The following is an 18,250-nucleotide window of genomic DNA, read 5'->3' as shown; positions in this document are numbered from 1 at the left end:
CCGCTCTTGATCCTCCCTGATCGTCCGCTCTTGAAATAGGAGGCCGTGAAAACCGCATCTTCCTCTATTATCGGCGCACGGACCCCGTTTGCTTATACAAAATTCGCCATAAAAATAAAAAATCCTCCTTGTTCCGATTCTTCGCGGTCCGAACAAGAGAGCGGATGCTGGCGAGAAGAATCAGGAATGGGCGGATACGAGTTGTTCTTGATTTTTTTGTCGGGGGGACTTCTTGTATTTGATCTTGGTTGCTTCTCCTCCTCTCAAGTGACGAATCGATTTGTGGTACTCCAGAATGGTCTTTACCTGGTTCGCGAGATCAGGGTTGATGTCCGGGAGCCTCTCGGTCAAGTCCTTGTGTACGGTACTCTTGGAAACGCCGAACTCCTTTGCGATGGTGCGAACCGTGTGTTTCGTTTCCACGATGCAGCGTCCGATCTTGATGGTGCGTTCTTTGATGTAATCGTGCACTCGCCTCGCCTCCTTGATTCCAGTTGGAATTGGTACATTATATGAGGGGCGGGCCTAGATATGCTGTGTTCGTACAACGAATTGCAGGGGGATTGTCCTGGTCTAGTGCAGGATCATGGAACGTGCGAAACCGCTGACAAGATGCGCCGATCTGCGCAGAGAAGAAGATTGTGTTCCTACTATAGGAAAACACCTGCCAGGACGATGTGCCGCCGCCCTAGCAGGTGTCGAATAGTGCTGCTTAGCTCAGCAGCCTTTTTTGAGCCCGGTATTCAAGAGGGGTGACGCCCTCCATTTCGCGAAAAATGCGGGTGAAATGCTTGGCGTTCTCAAACCCGACCTGGCTGCTGATCTCATACACCTTGTCCTCGGTCTTCTCCAGCAGCTCCTTGGCCTTCTGAATGCGCAGTCTGCGAAGGTACGAAACGAAGCTTTCGCCCGTGTACTCCTTGAAGGCTTGGCTGAAGTAGGTGTAGTTGAGCGAGACGTGGTTCGAGACCATCGCCATGTTCAGGTTCTCCTGGTAATGCTGGTGGATATAATCGACCGCCTTGTCGAATTCCCTCGGATCGCTGTGTACCGTGCGAATCTGGCGAATATATTGGTTCAGCCTGCCGAGCAGGCTCTCCACACTGTGAAAATAATCGTGGAAATGGTCGAAGTTGTAGATATTTCCCGCTTCCCGGTAAGACTTCAAGATCTCGATCGACTCTTCTCCGTACAGCTTATAAACCTTGTCGAAGATGAACTCGTTGATCATGGAGCTGATGCCTTCCAAATAGCCGATGTCGAAGCGGAGCACCGTCTTCACGTCAAGGATGCGAAGGAGCAGCCGCTTCATTTCGACTTCCCGGTCGCTGCCCAGCATATTGGCCACCCGTTGGATTTCTTCCGCAGGCAAAAGATAGCTCTTGTCGCGATGGGAGACGCTCCCGTACCGGATCACGCCGGGGGAGGATTGCAGCAAGAAGTATTTCAGCGCCTGAGCCGCTTGCCCGTAAGCGCTGGGGATCTGCTCCAGCCGAACCATCCGCTCGCTGATTCCCATTCGTACGGTAAAGAAGCTATGGTGCTGAATTCGCTCGGCGAGCTGCGTGAACACTTCCTCCCGGCGGGCGAGAAGGACGAGCCGATGGTCCTTGTCGTAAAACCGGGAGAACGGCTCTTTCGGCTCCAGCAGCTCCTGAAGGAGGCTGTCGACCTTGGCAAGCAGCTCCACCCGATTGTCAGGCTGGCGGGCTTCCGATATCTTGAGGACCGCGGCATAGTAGCCCTCGTCCAGCCAGCTTTGCTCGGCATGGGTGAGGTGCTCCCGCACCGTCTCCGGCGGCATCTCCCGGTGAAGGAGCACGAAGTTGTATTCGGCTGCGATGAATTCCTCCTTCAGCCGCCCGGACAAGAGCGAGTGCTGCTCCCGCTCCTCCTGCCGCTTGCGCTCGCCCTCCAGCCGGGTGAGCACGCGAAACAGCTCGTCGCGCACGATCGGCTTCAGCAGGTAATCCTTCACCTCGTGGCGAATTGCCTCCCGCGCGTACTGAAAATCATCATGGCCGCTCAGGATGATCACATCGGGCTTGGGCTCGACGCCCTCCAGCCGATGAAGAAGATCCATGCCGTCCATAATCGGCATGCGGATATCGGTGATGATGAGCTCGACGCCTTCCTTCGCAGCGACGGCGAGCGCCTCCTGCCCGTCCCCCGCCAGCGTGATGCGGTAGCGGTCGGGAAACTGGCGCTCGATCATGGCCTTGAGCCCGTTTCGAATATTGGGTTCGTCGTCAACGATCAACAGATGGCGCATCGGGCAACGGACCTCCCGTCAAGATGAGATAAGGCAAGGTCATGATGATTCGGGTACCGACACCCTCCTGGCTTTCTGCGCGAATGCCGTACTCCTTGCCATAGTACATGACGATTCGCTGGTCGACATTGCGCAGCCCAATGCCGTTTCCTTCCTGATCGGCCTTCGGCATCCGGCTGCGCATGGCCTGCACCTCCGCATCCTCCATCCGAAGCATGAGGTTGAGGTCCCGCAGGCGCTCTGGAGGCATCCCGTTGCCGTCGTCCTCCACCTCAATCAGCATCTGGTCGCCGCGGCTGTACACCCGGATCGTCACGGTAAGCGGCCGGGACAAAGGCTGCTCTGCGCTCATGCCGTGCTTCACCGCATTTTCCACGATCGGCTGAAGGGACATCTTCAGGGCTTCCTGCTCCAGGAACGGGGCGGGAATGTCAAGATGGAGCCCCAGCCGGTTGTCGTAGCGGATGTTCATGATGGCGATGTAATGCTGGATATGGGCCACCTCCTCCCGGAGCCGGACATGGTTGCTCGTCCAGCGGAGGTTGTAGCGCATCATGCTGCCGAGCGAGGTCAGCGCATCGGAGAGCGTGTACTGGCCTTCGATCTCGGCCATCATCTTCAAATTTTCCAGCGTATTGTAGAGAAAATGTGAATCGATCTGATTCCTGAGGCTGCGGAGCTCGGCTTCCTTGGCCGACGCCTGGCGATTGACCGCCTCGACAATGAGCTCGTTGATCTTCTTCATCATCTGGCGGAAATGAAACGCTAGCTCTCCCACTTCGTCCGTGCCGTTTACGGGAATGTCCACCTGGAAGTCCCCCTTGCGCACCTTTTTCATGGAATCCCTCAGGATCGTGAGCTTCTTCAAAATGAGCGAGTGGAGGAAGAACGTGATAAGCGAGAGCAGGACGATGAGCCCGATGGTGGCGATGATGATCGTATTGCGCCAACGCGTGATCGTGGAGAGGGCTTCTTTCATCGTTACCACACTCAGCACATGAGCATCCAGCTCGTCAATACTGGACGGAATGACCAGATAGGGCTGTCCGTTATAGGAAAACGAGAACTGGCTGGCGTCCCCCGCCTTGTGCAAGGAGAGCTGGCGCTTGATCTCGCTGATTCCGATGTCGTTGTAAAAGGGAGCATTTTTGTTGGCGTAGACCTTGCCGTTCCGGTCGATGATCACCATCTGGGCATTGGGGTCCTGCACACTGCTGAATGCACTGGAGAAGAAGTCTTCCAGCCGCACGCTCATCTCGATGACTCCGATGGTTTTATTATACTGCCGAAGCCCTCTCAGAAGCATCACATAGGGCTCCGTCCACTTGCCTTCGGCATCGTAGCGCTTGGTGATCTCCTTCCCGTTCTCCCCGATCTCCCACCAGACCATCTCGCCGAGTTCCTTCGTCTTTCGTATCCACGGCCTGTCGGCAACCCGGCTTTCATTGAAAATGATCGGCCAGAACTCAGGAACATTCGGGTTATCCGTAAAAATCCGCAGGCTGGAGATCATGGGATTGCTGAAGATCAGGTTGAGCAGGTTTTGCTGGGTCGTATCGTTAAACTGCACCAGCTCCGCGGTACTCGGCTCCACCGGTGCGGTGAGCAGCTCCGTGACGGAGCGATCCGATGCGACGATCTGCGCCGTGCTTTCCATCATCATCATCTTGTTGATGATGTTGTTCTTCTCGATTTCGAGCCGGTACTCGGAATTGCGGGTGGCTTCCTTGATGGTATTCGAGTACATCTGATTAAAGAGGTACCACGAAAAGAAGAGGACCGGCACCAGAATGATGATGATATAGGACAGGATAAGCTTGACCTGAATGGACATTCTGTCCATGAAGGAAAACGATTGCCCATGCGTCCCTCGAAGCCTTCTACCCATGGAATCCCCGCCTTGCCTGCTCTTGATCTCGTCTGCGGAGGCGAACGCTGCGCTCCTCCGGCTTCAACCTTTCTCTCCGTGCTTCTCTACCGCTGCATACGTTCAACTTATTTAGATCGTGTTTGTAAACACGCTCTAGCATAACACAGGAACAAGCCTGACCGACAACCGAAGTCCAGGGTCAGGCTTGCCTTTATTGCCGTTTCGTTTCTTACTTGGCGGCGTTCAATTTCTTCAGGTTCGTCTCATAGGCCGCTTGCTTGTAGGTGTCTACCTTGTCCTTGCCGGCGGCTTTGATGTCATCCTGATACTTGCTCCAAATTTTGTCGAAGTCCTCATCCGATTTCGCCATGAGCAGCTTCGGCAGCGCCTTGCCCCACAGCTGAGCCATCTTGTTGGCGGCTACGCCCTCTTCGGAATTGCCCGTCGGACTGATGTTGTCAAACTGCGACATGCTGACGGACTTGCCCTTCGTCCAGTCTTCCAGCTGCTTGCTCGGCTCGACGGAAGGCGGAGCCCATTGAAGGATCATGTTCGTGTCCTGCATCATCCAGAAGGTATAAGAAGAGCCGAATTCCTTGTCAAACGCAGAGCGGTCCTTGTTCATGAGCTCCAGTACTTCCGGCTTGAATTGATCCTTGCCGTCGATGGTATCATAGGACACGCCTTTTTCCCCGAGGTACAGGTCCTTATTCCCTTCCTCGCTGAGGAGGTAGCTCAGGAACTGAATGGCGCGTTTCTTGTCTTTGACGTCCTTGGAGATCAGCGTCACCGTCCAGCCCGAGATGCTCGGTCCGGCAAGCGTCGGCTGAGCGCTGCTTGCATTCTTCGGTCCGTCCACCGCGATGTAGACCTTGTTCGGATCCTTTTGGTAGAGGGAGATGTTCTGATTCGCGAAGTCGGTCCGTTGGAACAGCATGGCGAAGTAGCGGCCTTGAGCGATCTTTTCTTCCATTTGCGCGCGCTTGTCGATGAAGATGTCCTTTGCAAGCAGGCCGTCCTGGTTCGCCTGACGGAACACCTTCAACCATTTGATATACTCGGGATCGGTCGAGCGGTCATACAGCTTGCCGTCTTTTTCTTGCGGGATGGCAAGGAAGTTTTGCAGGTAGCCCTCGAGCGAGCTATTGCCCACTTCACCGAATTCGTTCATCCCGATCGGGATGATCGGCTGGCCGTCGATGTCCGGGAACTTCTCCTTGGCCGCCTTGAGGGCGTTCAGGAAGCCTTCCGGCGTGCTCATATCCGGGCTGCCGATCGCTTCGTACATGTCCTTGCGAACGACGAAGGTTTGGTTGGAGGTGAAGTATTCTCCGTATTTCTCATAGTCCGCAGCAGAAGCGGAGGAGTTCGGGTATCCGTAGACGTTGCCGTCTTCCTGCGTGTACCAGCCTCTCTTCGCTGCATCCGCTACCTTGAAGAAGTAGGGATCGTATTGATCGGCCAGTTCGTTCAGCGGCAGCACGAGGTCGCCTTCGATCATCTTCTTCACGGCGTCTTCCCACCAGCCGAGCGTGATGAAGTCCGGCAGCTTGCCGGAGGCGATCATCGTGTTCAGCTTCTCGTTCTCGTTGCCGGCCGGAACGATGAAGTTGACGCTGACGCCGGTTTTCTTGGTGACGTACTGGCTCGTCTTGTCGACTCCCCACTTGTTCGGGAACCAGGAGAAGTTCAGGTACCAATCGAACGTGATCGGAGTGGTGTCGCCCTTCCAGCCGGGTTCATCCGGGTTCAGGGAAGGTGCGGTGGAAGCGGCAGACTCGGAAGGATTGGCATTCGTTGGAGCGGGGCTCGCTCCCTTCGAGTCCTTGCTTCCCGAGCAAGCGGCCAGGGAAAGGACCATGGAGGCGGCCAGCAGGGAGGCAGCGATTTTTCGCGTTTTGCCCATCTTGTTATACCCCTTTTCGTAAATTGTCAGATGTATTATCAATCCTCGCCAGGGCGATGGATCGGTAACCGTTGGTTAACTGAGGCGGGTCAACGTTCTTACCGAAAGAGCCGTTGCCGTTATGCGGCGTTCGCAGGCTTCCTCTACCCCTTGATGGAGCCGATCATGAAGCCTTTGACGAAATACTTTTGCAGGAACGGGTAGACGAACACGATCGGCGCCGTCGTCACCACCATGGTCGCCAGCTTGAGCGACTGGGAGGTTACCGTGCGAGAAACGTTGCTCGGCATGGCCGCGATCATTCCGCTCGCTCCCGTGCTGGAGGCCGCTACAATGCGGTACAGGAATGTCTGGATCGGCTGCAGGTCGGGGTTGTTGATGTAGATCATCCCGGTAAAGTAGTCGTTCCATTGGTAAACCCCGTGGAACAGGGCAATCGTGGCCACAACGGGCATGGAGACGGGAATGATCACCCGATAAAAGATTTTGAAGTCGTTGGCGCCGTCGATCTTGGCCGCCTCCTCCAATCCGTCCGGAATCTCCCGGAAGAAGGTGAGGAAGATGATCAGGTCCCAGAAGCTGAACGCGGCCGGGATGATGTAGACCCAGAAGGAGTCGAGCAGCCCGAGGTCGCGAGTCAAGAGGTAGGAGGGAATGAGCCCGCCTCCGAAGAACATCGTGACCGTTCCGATCAGCATGTAGGCCTTGCGGCCAATCAGCTCCCGGCGCGACAGCGCATAGGCGACCATCGCGGTGAAGAAGACGTGGACGACCGTCCCGATGAGGGTCTTGGCTACCGTGACGCCCATGGCGGTCATGATGCCGTTGCTGTGGAACACCGTCCGGAAGCTGGTCAGGCTGAACACCCGCGGCCACCAGTAGATGCCGCCGCGCATCGCGTCCGTGCCGTCGTTGAATGCATTGACGAGCACGTACCAGATCGGGTACAGCGTGAGGAAACAAATCACCAGCATGAGCACATTGTTGAACATATCAAATGTGAATTCGCCAGCCGTTCTGCGATTTCTGGAAAACATGTCGATCACCGCCTTTTTGCTAGAATAGGGATGTGTTGTTGAGCTTCTTCGTCACCCAGTTGGACCCCAGGAGCAGGAACAGTGCGATGACGGACTTGATGAGTCCGACCGCTGTGGAGTACGAGAAGCGCGACTGCGAAATCCCTACCTGATAGACATAGATGTCGATGACGTTGCTCGCACTGTCGTTCAGTTGGTTGCGCAGAACGAGAATCTGGTCGAAGTTGGAGTTGAGGATGCCGCTCACGGCCAGGATGAACAGAATCGAGATTGTTCCTTTGATGGACGGTAGTGTGATGTTGAAGATCTTCTGGAAGCGTCCGGCGCCGTCGATGGTGGCCGCCTCGTACAGCTCCGGCGAGATGCTGGAGATGGCCGCCAGGTAGATGATCGCCGACCACCCGAGCTCCTTCCAGATGTCGGAGGCGATGATGATCGTCCAGAAATACTTCGGTTCCGCCAGGTAAGTGATCGGTTGATCGATCCAGCCGAGCGCCATCAGCATTTTGTTGATAATCCCCACGTCTGCGAGCCAGGTGGCGAGGATTCCGCCCAGGATAACCCACGACAGGAAGTGAGGCAAATACGAGATCGTCTGAATGGACCTTTTGAAGAGAGACGATCTTACCTCATTCAGCAAAATCGCGAAGATGATGGGCAGCGGGAAGCCGATAATGAGCTTCAGAATGCTCATGCCCAGCGTATTCTTAATGACGTAGCCCAGGTTGTCATCATGGAAGAACTCTTTAAAGTTGGCGAGTCCCGCCCACGGTGCTTCCGAAATCTTCTGACCGAGGTTGAAATCCTTGAAGGCGATGCTGATCCAGTACATCGGAATGTAGTTGAAAATGATCATCCACACGATCCCGAGCAGCGCCATCACCTGCAAGTAACGTTGCGAGTAAAGCTTGCGGAACCAACGGCTCCTGGTTTCCTTCCCTTTGACAGGACCTTTGTCTGTTGTTGCGTTAACCCCTGCTGTGGAACTCATAGCGGGCAGCACCTCCGATTTCTCCCATGGCGTGATGAAAAATCACACCCTATCCCAAAATGTAAGCCCTTTCTCTCTCTAGTGTAGGGGGGAACCCTCCCGATAACTAGGATGCATTTTTCGTATCAGGTGTCTGGATTTCAGGTGCATCGCACCGCCCCGGGGTTAGCCCAGGACGATATCGATGGCCTTTACATGGCCGCTGCGAACCTTGTCGACCCACGGTCCTGTAACCCGAGCTCCCTCCACGACATGCTCCTCTTCGTTCGCGGCGATCAGCCGGAGCGATTGAATCCGCACCGCGTTCTCGCCGTAGGTGGAGCCTCGGGTCGGGTTGCGGTACGTAACCTCCGTCGTGCCGAGGAAGCGGAAGGTCAGACGACCGGATGCGTCAAACAGCCAGCCAGGAAGAACAGGGGAGAGCGCAAGCGCAAGCTCGCCGTCTACCAAGCGGAAGGGGCGGTCACCCGCCATCATGCCGATCCACATGCTCAGGAACTCGGCCGTCGAGCCGCTCAGCCGGGCGTAGAAGCCGCGGCCGACCGCATGCGGGTCCGGGTTGACCGAGGTGGCGATGAACGACGAGTTCTCGAGCGTACTGCGGCCATACACCTCAGGGTCCATGAAGGGCACGAGGGAATGCTGCATTTCCTCCTCGAATTCGGCATACAGGCCGTTGCGGAGCAGCTCCAGCACATACTTGTAAGCCATGTGCATGAAGACCGATTCCCGCTCCAGCCAGCCGGGGGTAAAGGCTCGGATGCGTCCGATTTCATGGGGCTGGCCATCCAGGCTCACCGAGGTCTTGAACATATGGAGCTTCTCGTCATACAGGGCGGTGCGCTTGATCCGATCGTGAATAGAACGGGCTTCCTCCGGCGTCTCCACCGTCTTCAGCCAGCGCGCCGGTCCCTCCAGGAAGAGAGGGAGCGCTTCCCCTGTAAATTCGCTCACCCGCACCTTGGGAAGCCCGTAGTGGGTGAGGAGCGGCTTCCCTTCCGCGTCCGATACCGGCTCGAAGCGAGTGGCTTCGAAGCGGAAGTACGTCGGCGCAAGGCCGTCGCCCATGCGAACGGCACGTTCGATGCCGAGCTCGATGACCGCAAGGAAGGTTCGGCAGATGGACGCAAGCTTGCTGAGCGATAGCGCGCCCTCGCGGCCCGTGAAGCCGAAGCGAACCTGCTCCCGGTAGGCTTCGCGAGCGTTCGCAGTCTCATTCCAGTAAGCGAAGGCTTCCAGTTCGCCTGCCTGGCGTCGTTTCGCAAGCGTCTTCACTGTTTCAAGGAAGGCGAGGATTTCCTCCGGCACGCGGACGTTCTCCTCTGCGTGCTCCTCGCAAGCTTCCGCAAGGAACATCAGGTGGCGCTTCAGCTCGAAGGTCTCGCTCATGCCGGAGCCGACGATGCCCGGAAGCCCGTTCATCGCATCGTTCCAGCCCGGCTTGTTGGCTTCCATCTCCACGCCCATGCCGTAGGGATCGAGGGTGGCGAATTTGTTCAGGCCAAGCGACAGCATCTTCACGAGCAGGTTGGTCGTGTAGACCGCGCCCATCCCCTGCTCCGTCTTCAGCCAATGCGTGCCCTTCAAGGACATGCCCAGCTTCTCCATCTTCTCATCATCATGAACGATGGAGCCGAATTGTCGCACCGTGCCGTTCTTCAGCACGTATTTCTCGCTTCTGGGAAGCACCCGAACCGCGCTGTCGTAGAAGGGATATGCCTTCTCCGAGAGCAGAAGCTCCCGCTTCTTATCCGGGTAGATGCTGAGGTAAGCATCCACGAGATCGAGGTTGTAGGTCCAATGGTCAGACCAGAACCCTTCCCCGAAGGTCGCTTCGATTTGCTGCTCCGCCAAATCGAGCAGCCGGCCGAGGAAGTCCTCCTCGCCCATAGAAGGCACGAGGCCGTGATCCGCCAGGAAGCCGATCACCTTACCGGGCGTGAATGCCTTGCGGCATCGTGCCGCAAGCTCCGGCTCGCCCTTGCCGAAGGCATCGGTCAGGAGCTGTTCCAAAGCGGAGGCGCGTTCCTCCTTCACGACGAACGTCGTCGCCTCCACGCCAAGCGGATTGTAGCCGTCCGCCTGAATGAGGCTGTAGAACATGCGGATGTTGAAGGTGCCGACTCCCGGATGGAAGAACACATCGCTGCGCCGGTTTTGATTGGCGTCCCGGAAGTTGCCGTTGCCCTGGGAGTAAAACTCCGGCAGGATCGAGAAGAAATTGTAGTCCCGCTCCAGATCGCCGTGCTTGCGGGAGAAGAGGTGAACGACCTTGCGGCTCGCATCGTCGTGCTTGCTCCCGAAGAGATAAGGATAGCCGCCTCGCAGCAGATTGTCGAGGTAGCACTGCCGGCTGTAGGCGTCGAGGATCGGCTGGCCGGATTTCATCGCGATATCGTTCGTCAGCTCGGCGACAAGTTCATTGGCCTCCGCTCGCTTGGCACGAATATAGGACGCGTTGCAGAAGCGTTCGGCCCGCTCATTGATCTTCTCCACGCGGGAAACGTGCCCGATCAGGGTATAGAGATTAACCGATTGGCCGGGGGCCAGCTTCACTTCACGGCCGGTAAAACCGCAGGGAACCTTGTTGTAGGCATACTGCGGTCTCTGCTGAAGCTCGCTCAGGGAAGCGGCCGCGAAAGCATCCGGGTACGCGAGCGAGGAGTTGTCGCCGAAGACGAGATCGGGATCGACAATCGGGGCGAGCAGCTCCTCTTCATCCGAGAAGCTCAGGTAGAAGTGGCCGCTCACTACCTCGCTGACCTCTGCTTCGTCGTGCGTGCTGGAGCGCAGCTTGTAGAACGGAATGCGCGCCTCCCGGTTGCCGACTTCCATCCAGCTGCGCAGCAGGTGGCCCACTTCCTTGAAGCCGCCGTTCTCGACCCCGTACGGGAGGATTTCCGGCAGTCCGTCCAGCAGCTCGAAGGACGCCTCTGCGTTCGCTTCGTTGCCGATTTCCACATGGCGGACAAGCGCTGCCACATCCTCGTTCGGTAGGTGGAAGTAGCTCACCTTCACCCGCAGGCCTTGCTCGTGATGGACTTCCTCAAGCGAGATCTCGTTGGCGCGAACGCGCATCGATCGTTCCGCCTGAGCGTCCGGACGGGCTGTCTGGAACGGCTCGTAGATGGCTCCGTCCCGCTTCAAGAACGTGCGAAACCCGCTCGCGGCGACCGTCTTGTAGGCGATGCTGGCCGGGGAGAATTCCATGATCGGACTGTTCTTGTCCTGAATGCCGAAGCCGCTGATCGCCTGCCCGCGGTTGACATAGAAGGTCCACATCGGGATGCCCTTCTTGCCGGCGAGTCCCGGCAGGAAGCTGGCAAACGGCTTCGCTTGCGGATAGTTCTGAATGACAAACGTATCTTGCTCGTATGAATAGGTTCCCATAAGCCTAAATCCTCCAAGGAGTAAGTTCGGATCGCCGGCAGGCGTAGGACAAGTGCTGTCAGAGACTGCGACAAAATCAGGTAACGCTAAATCGCTGATTCCTCGCAGCTCCTTAGTCAGCCAACACAAAGGTTGCGATTGAATGCGCGGGCAGCGAGTGGGTGAGCAGACGGCCGTCGAGGCCGACCGACAGTGTCTCGGCTGCATCCGTTTCGTTCAGCGCCACGAGGGCGATTATGCCATCCGGATTGCGGAAGGCGGTCGCCTTCACCGACGCGTGCCCATTGGCAAGGCCTACGCGAACGGCTCCCGGCTGAATGTGTCGGCTGAAATGGCCGATGTAATAGTAGGAACTGTTGAAGTGGAGCGTATCCGTTACCGTGTCGGCAATGATAGGCGCGTCGCACAGGTTATGGACGTGATTCGGACCGCCGGTCTCGTCGAGCACGAGGTTCCAATCCAGGTAGCCCTCGCACCAGTTGTTGAAGTCCCCGATCATGTTGCGAGCGTACCGTTCGCCGGTATGCCAGGCGCCAAGGTGGACGCCGCCCTCCTGGCAGCCCTCCGTGAAGAGGAGATGCTTGTCGGGGAAGCGCTCGTGCACCTCGCCCACGGCAGAGAAATCCTCGCTCACATACCAGTGGAAGCCCGTTCCCCATACGTATTGAGCCGCTTCTGGATCCGAGAGCACCGCCGAAGCGCGCTCCACCATAAGATCGCGGTTGTGGTCCCAGATCAGCAGCTTGATATGACTGAGCCCCTCTCGATGCAGGGCAGGCCCCAGGTGATGCTTGATGAAATCGCGTTCTTCCTCTCCGCTGTAGATGCAGGAGTCCCATACTTGCACGGCCGCAGGCTCGTTCTGCACGGTAATGCCCCAGATCGGCACATTCTCCGCTTCATAAGCGCGAATGAACTTGGTATAGTACTGAGCCCAGATGCCCGCGTACTCGGCCATCAGCTGTCCGCCGTTGTTCATCTCGCCATTGGTCTTCATCCAGGCGGGCGGGCTCCACGGAGAGGCCAGCATCGTGAACGGGCTTCCCTTCACCTCGGCGGCATCGCGGATGAGCGGCAGGATCAGCTCCCGATCATGAGCAATATCGAAGGTCGTGAGCTCCGTGTCCCCGTCCTGAAGATACGTATAATTCCCGAGCGCAAAGTCGCAGCTGTGAATGGGCACTCGCCCGAGCGTATACCCCAACCCCTCCACGGGGTGGAAATAACGGCGGATGGCCTCCGCTCGATTCTCGGGACTGATGCGTGATAGGGTGTAGGCTGCCGCTTCTGTGAAAGCGCCGCCAAATCCGAGCATGCTTTGATGCTCCTGAGCGGGGTCAATCTCCAGGTCGGCGACTTGCCCCTCCGCACGGTCCCCACTCGAAACCGACTCCTGCTCCTTCCACCGCTCGCCCGTATCGCGGGCCGTCACGTAGATCTTTGTGAACGTCATCCGTCTTCTCCTTCGCTGCTTCATTCTCTATCCCCAACGTAATACGAAACCGGTTTCGAAGCAAGCAAACAAGAAATAATGATCCTTTTCCTGAAATAATGATCCTCTCCACGCAAAAAAAACCGCCCGGGCCTTTGGCCCGAAGCGGTAAAACGGATCGTATGGGGAGGGGTTTGGGTTACTTCGGCAAAACGTCGTTCGGGTTGAGCGTGGTATCCCCTTGGCGCACTTCGAAGTGCAGGTGGATGCCCGCGTCCTTTTCCAGCTCGTTGCGTCCGGCTTGTGCGATGACGTCGCCCTTCTTCACTTCCGTGCCTACCGCCACCTTAACGCTGTCGAGGCTTTGGTACACGGTCACGAGGCCGTCCGGATGCGTAATCTCCACGAATTGGCCGACGAGCGGCTGCTTGTCCACGGCGGTTACCTTGCCGCCCTTTGCGGCCAGCACATCAAAGGTCTTGCTGTCCTCACGAGCGAGCGCAATGCCCGTCTGCGGGAGGAACTGGTCCTGGTACTCCAGCATCGCGGCTGCCTTCTCTTCGGCACTGGCATTCTTGTTGTAGTAGTTCGAGACGACATCCAGTGCGGTGCGGTCGGCAACCGGCCAAGCCATTTCTTCAACCGTTGCATTGGCGGGTACAGCATCATCCGGGGTCGGCTTCGTTTTATCCGGCTCCGTCATCGCCGTCTGCGGCGTATCGCTTCCGGTCAGCTTGTCGCTAACCGTTCCTTGATACCACCACATTAACGAAAAGATAATAGCCGCCGCTGCCAGATAGATTGCCGGATAGGCCCATTTTTTGCTGAGCATCCTTTTCCAGGTGCCGGCAGGTTTGGCGGTTTGCTGCTCCTCGGTAGTTTGGGGAGCGTCTTGCAAGTCTTTGTTCTCTTTCATTATATCATCACCTCATCACCCATTGTTGCCAGATTGGAAGCTTTTATACGCCCCGGATGAAAGGTTATGAAAAAGAAGTTTCAAAGCTTGCCGCCGCCTAGCGGCCCAGCGCAGAAGCGGGAAGGACCGCGCCGGCCTCTTCCAATTGGACGCCGCGATAGTAGTAGGTGATAATCTCTTCGGCAGTCTTCCCGGCCGCCGCCATCCCGTTCGCTCCCCATTGGCTCATGCCCACGCCATGGCCGTTGCCGTAGGTGGTTACGAGAATTTCATCCCCGCTCACCTTCCACGTAAAAGCGGAGGAGCGAAGACCCAGCTTCTCCCGCACTTCCCGCCCGCTGAACGTGGTACGGCCGATTTTTAGCGTTCCGACTCGCTTCCCCTCCGTCCGCTCCGTAACCTTCATCTGGGCGAACGCTTGGCGGATGCTGATCTTGCCGGACAGCCCTAGCTTTTGCAGCAGCTGCCGCCCGGTAAACCGGACGGTCGCTTCATAGCCGGGAGCTTCCTTGTCCCACGGGCTGCTCACGCTTTTCAGGTAAGGCTCCGAGACGCTCCAATACTCCTCCGCATTTTCCGTATAGCCGTTGCCCACGGAGAAAAAGACGGCGTTTATCGGCTTGCCTTTGTAGGTAATGATCTTACCGGCGGTCTCTTCCACCGCTTGCCGGAGCCGGGCCAGCTTCTCCTCATAGGCGGCTCCCCACGCCTTCTTCAGCTTGGCACGGGTAAGGTACGCTTGATGCTGCACCGTATCCGTGACCCAGGCCGTCTTGACCGGCACGCCGCTGAAGTCCTCGTCCAGGTAACGCCGGACGATGTAGGTTCTAGCGGCAAGCGCCTGTGCCTTGAGTGCCTCAGGGGCAAAGTCCGCCGGCATCTCGGCGGCCACCACCCCGAGGACATAGTCCTCGATCGGCAGGCGTTCGACCGTCTTCGCCTGTGACAGATACACCGGCACGACAAGCGAAAGCTTCTCCGCAAGCGGCGCAGCCGGGGCGCCGGGGTCGGCAGGAGCAGCGGCAGGAGCGCCCTGCCCGGCCTTTCCGCTGCCGGGCTGCGGGCTGGCTGCGGCCGGGCGAAGCTCCGTCGTAGCCGGGCTCTTGCCGCGCTCGTGCAAAAGAGCGCCTGCCGTTACCACCCCGAGCGCCGCTAGCAGGGCGGCGCCGAGGCAGAGAATCGGCAGCGAGGGGGTTCGGCGCACGCGCCACAGGGTCGTGCCGGGCGGGGATGCATTCGCCCCGCCGACCGCCGTCGTGCTGGTGAAGATGACGAGGCGGGGCCGGCGGATGACGCGGGACAACTGTTTCCGCAGCGGAATTCCGGCGCGTCTGCCTTCCTTCATGGCTTTCAGCGCAAGGGTTCCGACCGCCGCCAGCTTCCTCCACCGCGAAGCCGCTCGGCTTTCTTTTTTCAATCGATTCACTCCCTTTCGGGTTCTAGGGCTGTACTCGCTTGTCTGGTTCTCTCTATCAGGATTGCCCTCTCAAACCGGTTTGCAAACCAAGCCATGGAAGAATACAAGTGGCAAACAAGCTCGGCCATGGGACAATACCTACTCTATGAGGTGATCAGACCTGCTAGAACCCCAATAGAAGAGAATCCCCCTACCCGCCTCCGTCGCATAATGCGGAAAACGCGAAAAGGCCTCATCCTTCCATTTCGGAGGGATGAGGCTCTCGTGCAGCGCCGTTCTATTCTATTTCATGCGAAACAGCATCCAGCCGCCTCCGCCAACCATGAGGAGGGCCATGACCGTACCGCCGTAAGCGCGAAGGAGGGAGTTCATGAAGGCGGGGGCCGTCTCGCTCATCAGAACGAGGCAACCGGCGATGATCAACACCCCGCCCAGTACAGCCGGACGAAAGGGAAGCTCGTCTGCCTCATGAAGCGAAATCCCGTCCTCCATCAGGCGATTGACGAGGCGGGCCCTATGCATCGCATCGAACAAGCAGTAGAGGTAGAGAAGTGGAATTCCCAGCGAGAGAAACAGCGTGAGGGACGTGGAGAGGATGAACTCATTCCCGAGTGAAACGGCGATGGAAATGAGGACGATATTCAGCACGAGCCCGATCAGATAGGAAACCCCTCGCCTCATCAGGCCGAGGTACAGGTGTCCGAGTCCCGGGATGAGAAGGGAGAAGAACACCGCCAGCCCCACTCGCTTGCGGGGAGGTTTGGGATAGGGCGAGTATGGCGGGTACGGCGGGTGAAAGTCGTCCGGCGGTCCGGGGGGAGGGGAATAACGGAAGTCTGGCATGGACTCGATCTCCTTCGCTTGGCATTTGCCCTCATTGTAGAGGTTGCTTGTCATAGCCGGGTAGTGTCGGATGTCATCTTTCTCGTGACGGGAGCGTCATGTCCGCTGCAACCCGCTGTCATTTGCTGCAACCTGCCGCAACAGTCTACTTGCCCTCGCCGCTTGCAAACCAGGCGCGTTCTGTCGCCATGCGCGCCGCCTCCGCCCGGTTGCGCACGTCCATCTTCGAATAAACCGAGCTGATGTAGTTGCGCACCGTTCCTTCGGAGATGAACAGCTTGGATGCAATCTCCCGATTGGACAGGCCGTCGGACAGCCCGCGCAGCACCTGCTGCTCCCGCTCACTTAGGCCGAAAGCTTCAGCGGTGCTGAGAGCGGGGGACGAAGCTTCGGATCGCCCGTTCCCCGCCTGCGCGAAGATTTCGCGCGCCAAGCTTTGGGGAATCAGCGTCTCCCCCCGAGAGACGTGACGGATGCCGGAAGCGAGGTCCTGCGGGTCCATCGCCTTCAGCAAATAGCCTTCTGCGCCGGCATTCAGAGCGCCGAGCACCAATTGGACCTCCTGGAAGGTGGTGAGGATGATCACCTTCACCTGCGGCCATTGCTCCTTGATCCGCCGGGTCGCCTCAACTCCGTCCATCACCGGCATCTGAATGTCCATTAGTATGACATCGGGCTGTTCCACCCGACAGCATTCCACTCCCTCACTTCCGTCCTTGGCGAGCCATGCGACGGTAAGGTCGGGCTCCATGTCGAGCACGATCTTCAAGCTCTTGCGGATCAGCTCCTGATCCTCAACCAGCCCCAATCGGATCGTCTTCCTCATCTCCGTATTCACTCCGTCTCCTCCTCGTTTACCGATGGCTGGCCTGTCCGCCCGGCGCTCGCCCCCATGCCCATCACGGGGACGAGCGGCAGAACGCAGCGCAGCACCGTCTCCTTCCCCGGCCGGGAGGAGAGCGCAAGGCTTCCCTGCAGCGTCGCCACGCGCTCCTCCATGGAACGAAGGCCGAAGCCGGGCAGGAGCTTCTCGAAGCCGCTGCCGTTGTCGGCCACCATCACCTCAAGCTGCTCGGGGACAAAGGTAAGCGCGAGACGCACCCGGGAGGCCTGTCCATGCCGCTTGGCATTCGTCAGCCCCTCCTGCACGCAGCGAACCGCGGTCAGCCGCACTCCCTGCGGAACAGCGATTTCCTCTCCGCTTACCGACAGCTCCAGCTCCGTTCCGGTCGATCGCTCGAACTCCGACGCCAGCCGACGAACCTCCTCCAGCAGGCTGCCCGTGGGGTCGTCTGCCAGTCGGTGGATGCTTCGCCGCGTCGCGTCCAGTCCCTGCCGGGTAGAAGCAAGCAGCTCGCGCAAATGCTCCTTCGCCTCCTCCGGCGCCCCGTCGATCTGATAGCGGACCGCATCCATCCCGATGATAACCGAGGTGAGGGTGTGTCCCACCGTGTCGTGCAAATCTCTCGCCAACCGGCTGCGTTCCTCGAGGAGCGTGATTCGCTCGATCTGCTGCGAATACTGCTCCAGCGTCGCATTTTTCTCCCGAACGTCCGCCATCAGTTCGCGAATGCGCTGTCCCTCGGACACGAGCAAGGAGAGAGCAAGCCCCAATCCGTAAAAGGCCAGATACGAAACGAGGGTGTTGGCCACTGCCCCGAGCTCCCGAAGCTCCAGAGCCCCTCCTCCGTTCCCCAGCCAAAAGCCTGCCAGGGGGATGACCGCTACGACGAGCGGCGCCGCATACCAAAGTCCTTTTCGTCCTGTCATATAACCAATGGTTAAGGGCATGTAAAGGAAGTTGAACAAGGGGTCCCCTTCATAGAGGGTAGAGGTGTAGAGATATAGCCCGCCGGTCAGCACAATTTCTAATCCGGCATAAGCGAGCGGGCGAATCAATTGCGGGCGGAAGAACAATTGCGGCAACAGGAAGGAGAGAAAGAACCCCGCCGGAAGCAGATAATCGGCCGCTTCTGTCATCGGCTGCTGGAGTAGGCCGGCTACCCCGACGACGAACCAAACCGTTCGCAGCAAAAACAAAAAGGTGTTGAGCCCGGTCCATTTTCCTGCAAGCTCCCGGTTCTTGTCGTCCGTCATGCCGCCCCCTGCCCTCCCTCCTGTTGTCCCTATTACGAAATTCCTCTTGTCCCCATTATAAAAGAAGCTTCCCTGAAGC

Annotated in this window: 13 protein-coding genes; all 13 read right to left on the bottom strand. The window is 58.1% G+C overall.

The annotated features are described in order from the left end of the window. Window positions 1–180: 180 nt before the first annotated feature. Window positions 181–471, bottom strand: coding sequence for a sporulation transcriptional regulator SpoIIID (gene spoIIID / locus AAFN83_RS17605; protein WP_347771735.1), 291 nt, complete (start codon window positions 469–471; stop codon window positions 181–183). 241 nt (window positions 472–712) lie between these two features. After that, the gene (locus AAFN83_RS17600) at window positions 713–2,272 is read right to left on the bottom strand and encodes a response regulator (protein WP_347771733.1); all 1,560 of its coding nucleotides are present in this window, start codon (window positions 2,270–2,272) and stop codon (window positions 713–715) included. Further along, window positions 2,250–4,160 carry a sensor histidine kinase gene (locus AAFN83_RS17595; protein WP_347771731.1) on the bottom strand — a complete coding sequence of 637 codons (1,911 nt, stop codon included), beginning with the start codon at window positions 4,158–4,160 and terminating at the stop codon, window positions 2,250–2,252. Before AAFN83_RS17595 ends, AAFN83_RS17600 begins: the two co-directional genes overlap by 23 nt. Window positions 4,161–4,371: 211 nt before the next feature. After that, window positions 4,372–6,048: a type 2 periplasmic-binding domain-containing protein gene (locus AAFN83_RS17590; protein WP_347771729.1), complete on the bottom strand. Its 1,677-nt coding sequence runs from the start codon at window positions 6,046–6,048 to the stop codon at window positions 4,372–4,374. A gap of 143 nt (window positions 6,049–6,191) precedes the next feature. Beyond that, complete coding sequence (locus AAFN83_RS17585; RefSeq protein WP_347771727.1) at window positions 6,192–7,085, bottom strand: carbohydrate ABC transporter permease; 894 nt, start codon at window positions 7,083–7,085, stop codon at window positions 6,192–6,194. A 19-nt stretch (window positions 7,086–7,104) separates the two neighbouring features. Continuing rightward, window positions 7,105–8,076, bottom strand: coding sequence for an ABC transporter permease (locus tag AAFN83_RS17580; RefSeq protein WP_347771725.1), 972 nt, complete (start codon window positions 8,074–8,076; stop codon window positions 7,105–7,107). Window positions 8,077–8,241: 165 nt separating this feature from the next. After that, entirely contained in the window at window positions 8,242–11,466 is a 3,225-nt protein-coding gene (locus AAFN83_RS17575) for a cellobiose phosphorylase (protein WP_347771723.1), read from the bottom strand. A gap of 112 nt (window positions 11,467–11,578) precedes the next feature. Next, window positions 11,579–12,919, bottom strand: a complete 1,341-nt coding sequence (locus tag AAFN83_RS17570; RefSeq protein ID WP_347771721.1) for a glycoside hydrolase family 30 protein — start codon at window positions 12,917–12,919, stop codon at window positions 11,579–11,581. A 178-nt stretch (window positions 12,920–13,097) separates the two neighbouring features. Next, a complete protein-coding gene (locus AAFN83_RS17565; RefSeq protein WP_347771719.1) occupies window positions 13,098–13,814 on the bottom strand; it encodes a peptidoglycan DD-metalloendopeptidase family protein in 717 nt (238 codons plus the stop codon). Between the two features lie 97 nt (window positions 13,815–13,911). Continuing rightward, on the bottom strand, window positions 13,912–15,231 hold the full coding sequence (gene spoIID / locus AAFN83_RS17560; protein WP_347771717.1) for a stage II sporulation protein D: 1,320 nt from the start codon (window positions 15,229–15,231) through the stop codon (window positions 13,912–13,914). A 282-nt stretch (window positions 15,232–15,513) separates the two neighbouring features. Further along, complete coding sequence (locus AAFN83_RS17555) at window positions 15,514–16,074, bottom strand: hypothetical protein (RefSeq protein ID WP_347771715.1); 561 nt, start codon at window positions 16,072–16,074, stop codon at window positions 15,514–15,516. A 145-nt stretch (window positions 16,075–16,219) separates the two neighbouring features. After that, window positions 16,220–16,912 carry a response regulator gene (locus AAFN83_RS17550; RefSeq protein WP_347771713.1) on the bottom strand — a complete coding sequence of 231 codons (693 nt, stop codon included), beginning with the start codon at window positions 16,910–16,912 and terminating at the stop codon, window positions 16,220–16,222. Continuing rightward, window positions 16,909–18,171 (bottom strand): sensor histidine kinase, encoded by a 1,263-nt coding sequence (locus AAFN83_RS17545; RefSeq protein WP_347771711.1) that lies wholly within the window; start codon window positions 18,169–18,171, stop codon window positions 16,909–16,911. Before AAFN83_RS17545 ends, AAFN83_RS17550 begins: the two co-directional genes overlap by 4 nt. Between the last annotated feature and the right edge of the window lie 79 nt (window positions 18,172–18,250).

The organism is Gorillibacterium sp. CAU 1737, from assembly GCF_039888655.1.
Taxonomy (GTDB): Bacteria; Bacillota; Bacilli; order Paenibacillales; family NBRC-103111; genus Gorillibacterium.
The sequence above is the reverse complement of the archived record's forward strand: the minus strand, read 5'-3'. Positions and strand labels throughout refer to the sequence as shown.

Excerpts from the sequence above, each read along its gene's own strand:
- AAFN83_RS17600 (WP_347771733.1), bottom strand. The coding sequence starts at position 2,272 with ATGCGCCATCTGTTGATCGTTGACGACGAACCCAATATTCGAAACGGG.
- AAFN83_RS17595 (WP_347771731.1), bottom strand. The coding sequence starts at position 4,160 with ATGGGTAGAAGGCTTCGAGGGACGCATGGGCAATCGTTTTCCTTCATG.
- AAFN83_RS17590 (WP_347771729.1), bottom strand. The coding sequence starts at position 6,048 with ATGGGCAAAACGCGAAAAATCGCTGCCTCCCTGCTGGCCGCCTCCATG.
- AAFN83_RS17585 (WP_347771727.1), bottom strand. The coding sequence starts at position 7,085 with ATGTTTTCCAGAAATCGCAGAACGGCTGGCGAATTCACATTTGATATG.
- AAFN83_RS17580 (WP_347771725.1), bottom strand. The coding sequence starts at position 8,076 with ATGAGTTCCACAGCAGGGGTTAACGCAACAACAGACAAAGGTCCTGTC.
- AAFN83_RS17575 (WP_347771723.1), bottom strand. The coding sequence starts at position 11,466 with ATGGGAACCTATTCATACGAGCAAGATACGTTTGTCATTCAGAACTAT.
- AAFN83_RS17570 (WP_347771721.1), bottom strand. The coding sequence starts at position 12,919 with ATGACGTTCACAAAGATCTACGTGACGGCCCGCGATACGGGCGAGCGG.
- AAFN83_RS17565 (WP_347771719.1), bottom strand. The coding sequence starts at position 13,814 with ATGAAAGAGAACAAAGACTTGCAAGACGCTCCCCAAACTACCGAGGAG.
- AAFN83_RS17555 (WP_347771715.1), bottom strand. The coding sequence starts at position 16,074 with ATGCCAGACTTCCGTTATTCCCCTCCCCCCGGACCGCCGGACGACTTT.
- AAFN83_RS17545 (WP_347771711.1), bottom strand. The coding sequence starts at position 18,171 with ATGACGGACGACAAGAACCGGGAGCTTGCAGGAAAATGGACCGGGCTC.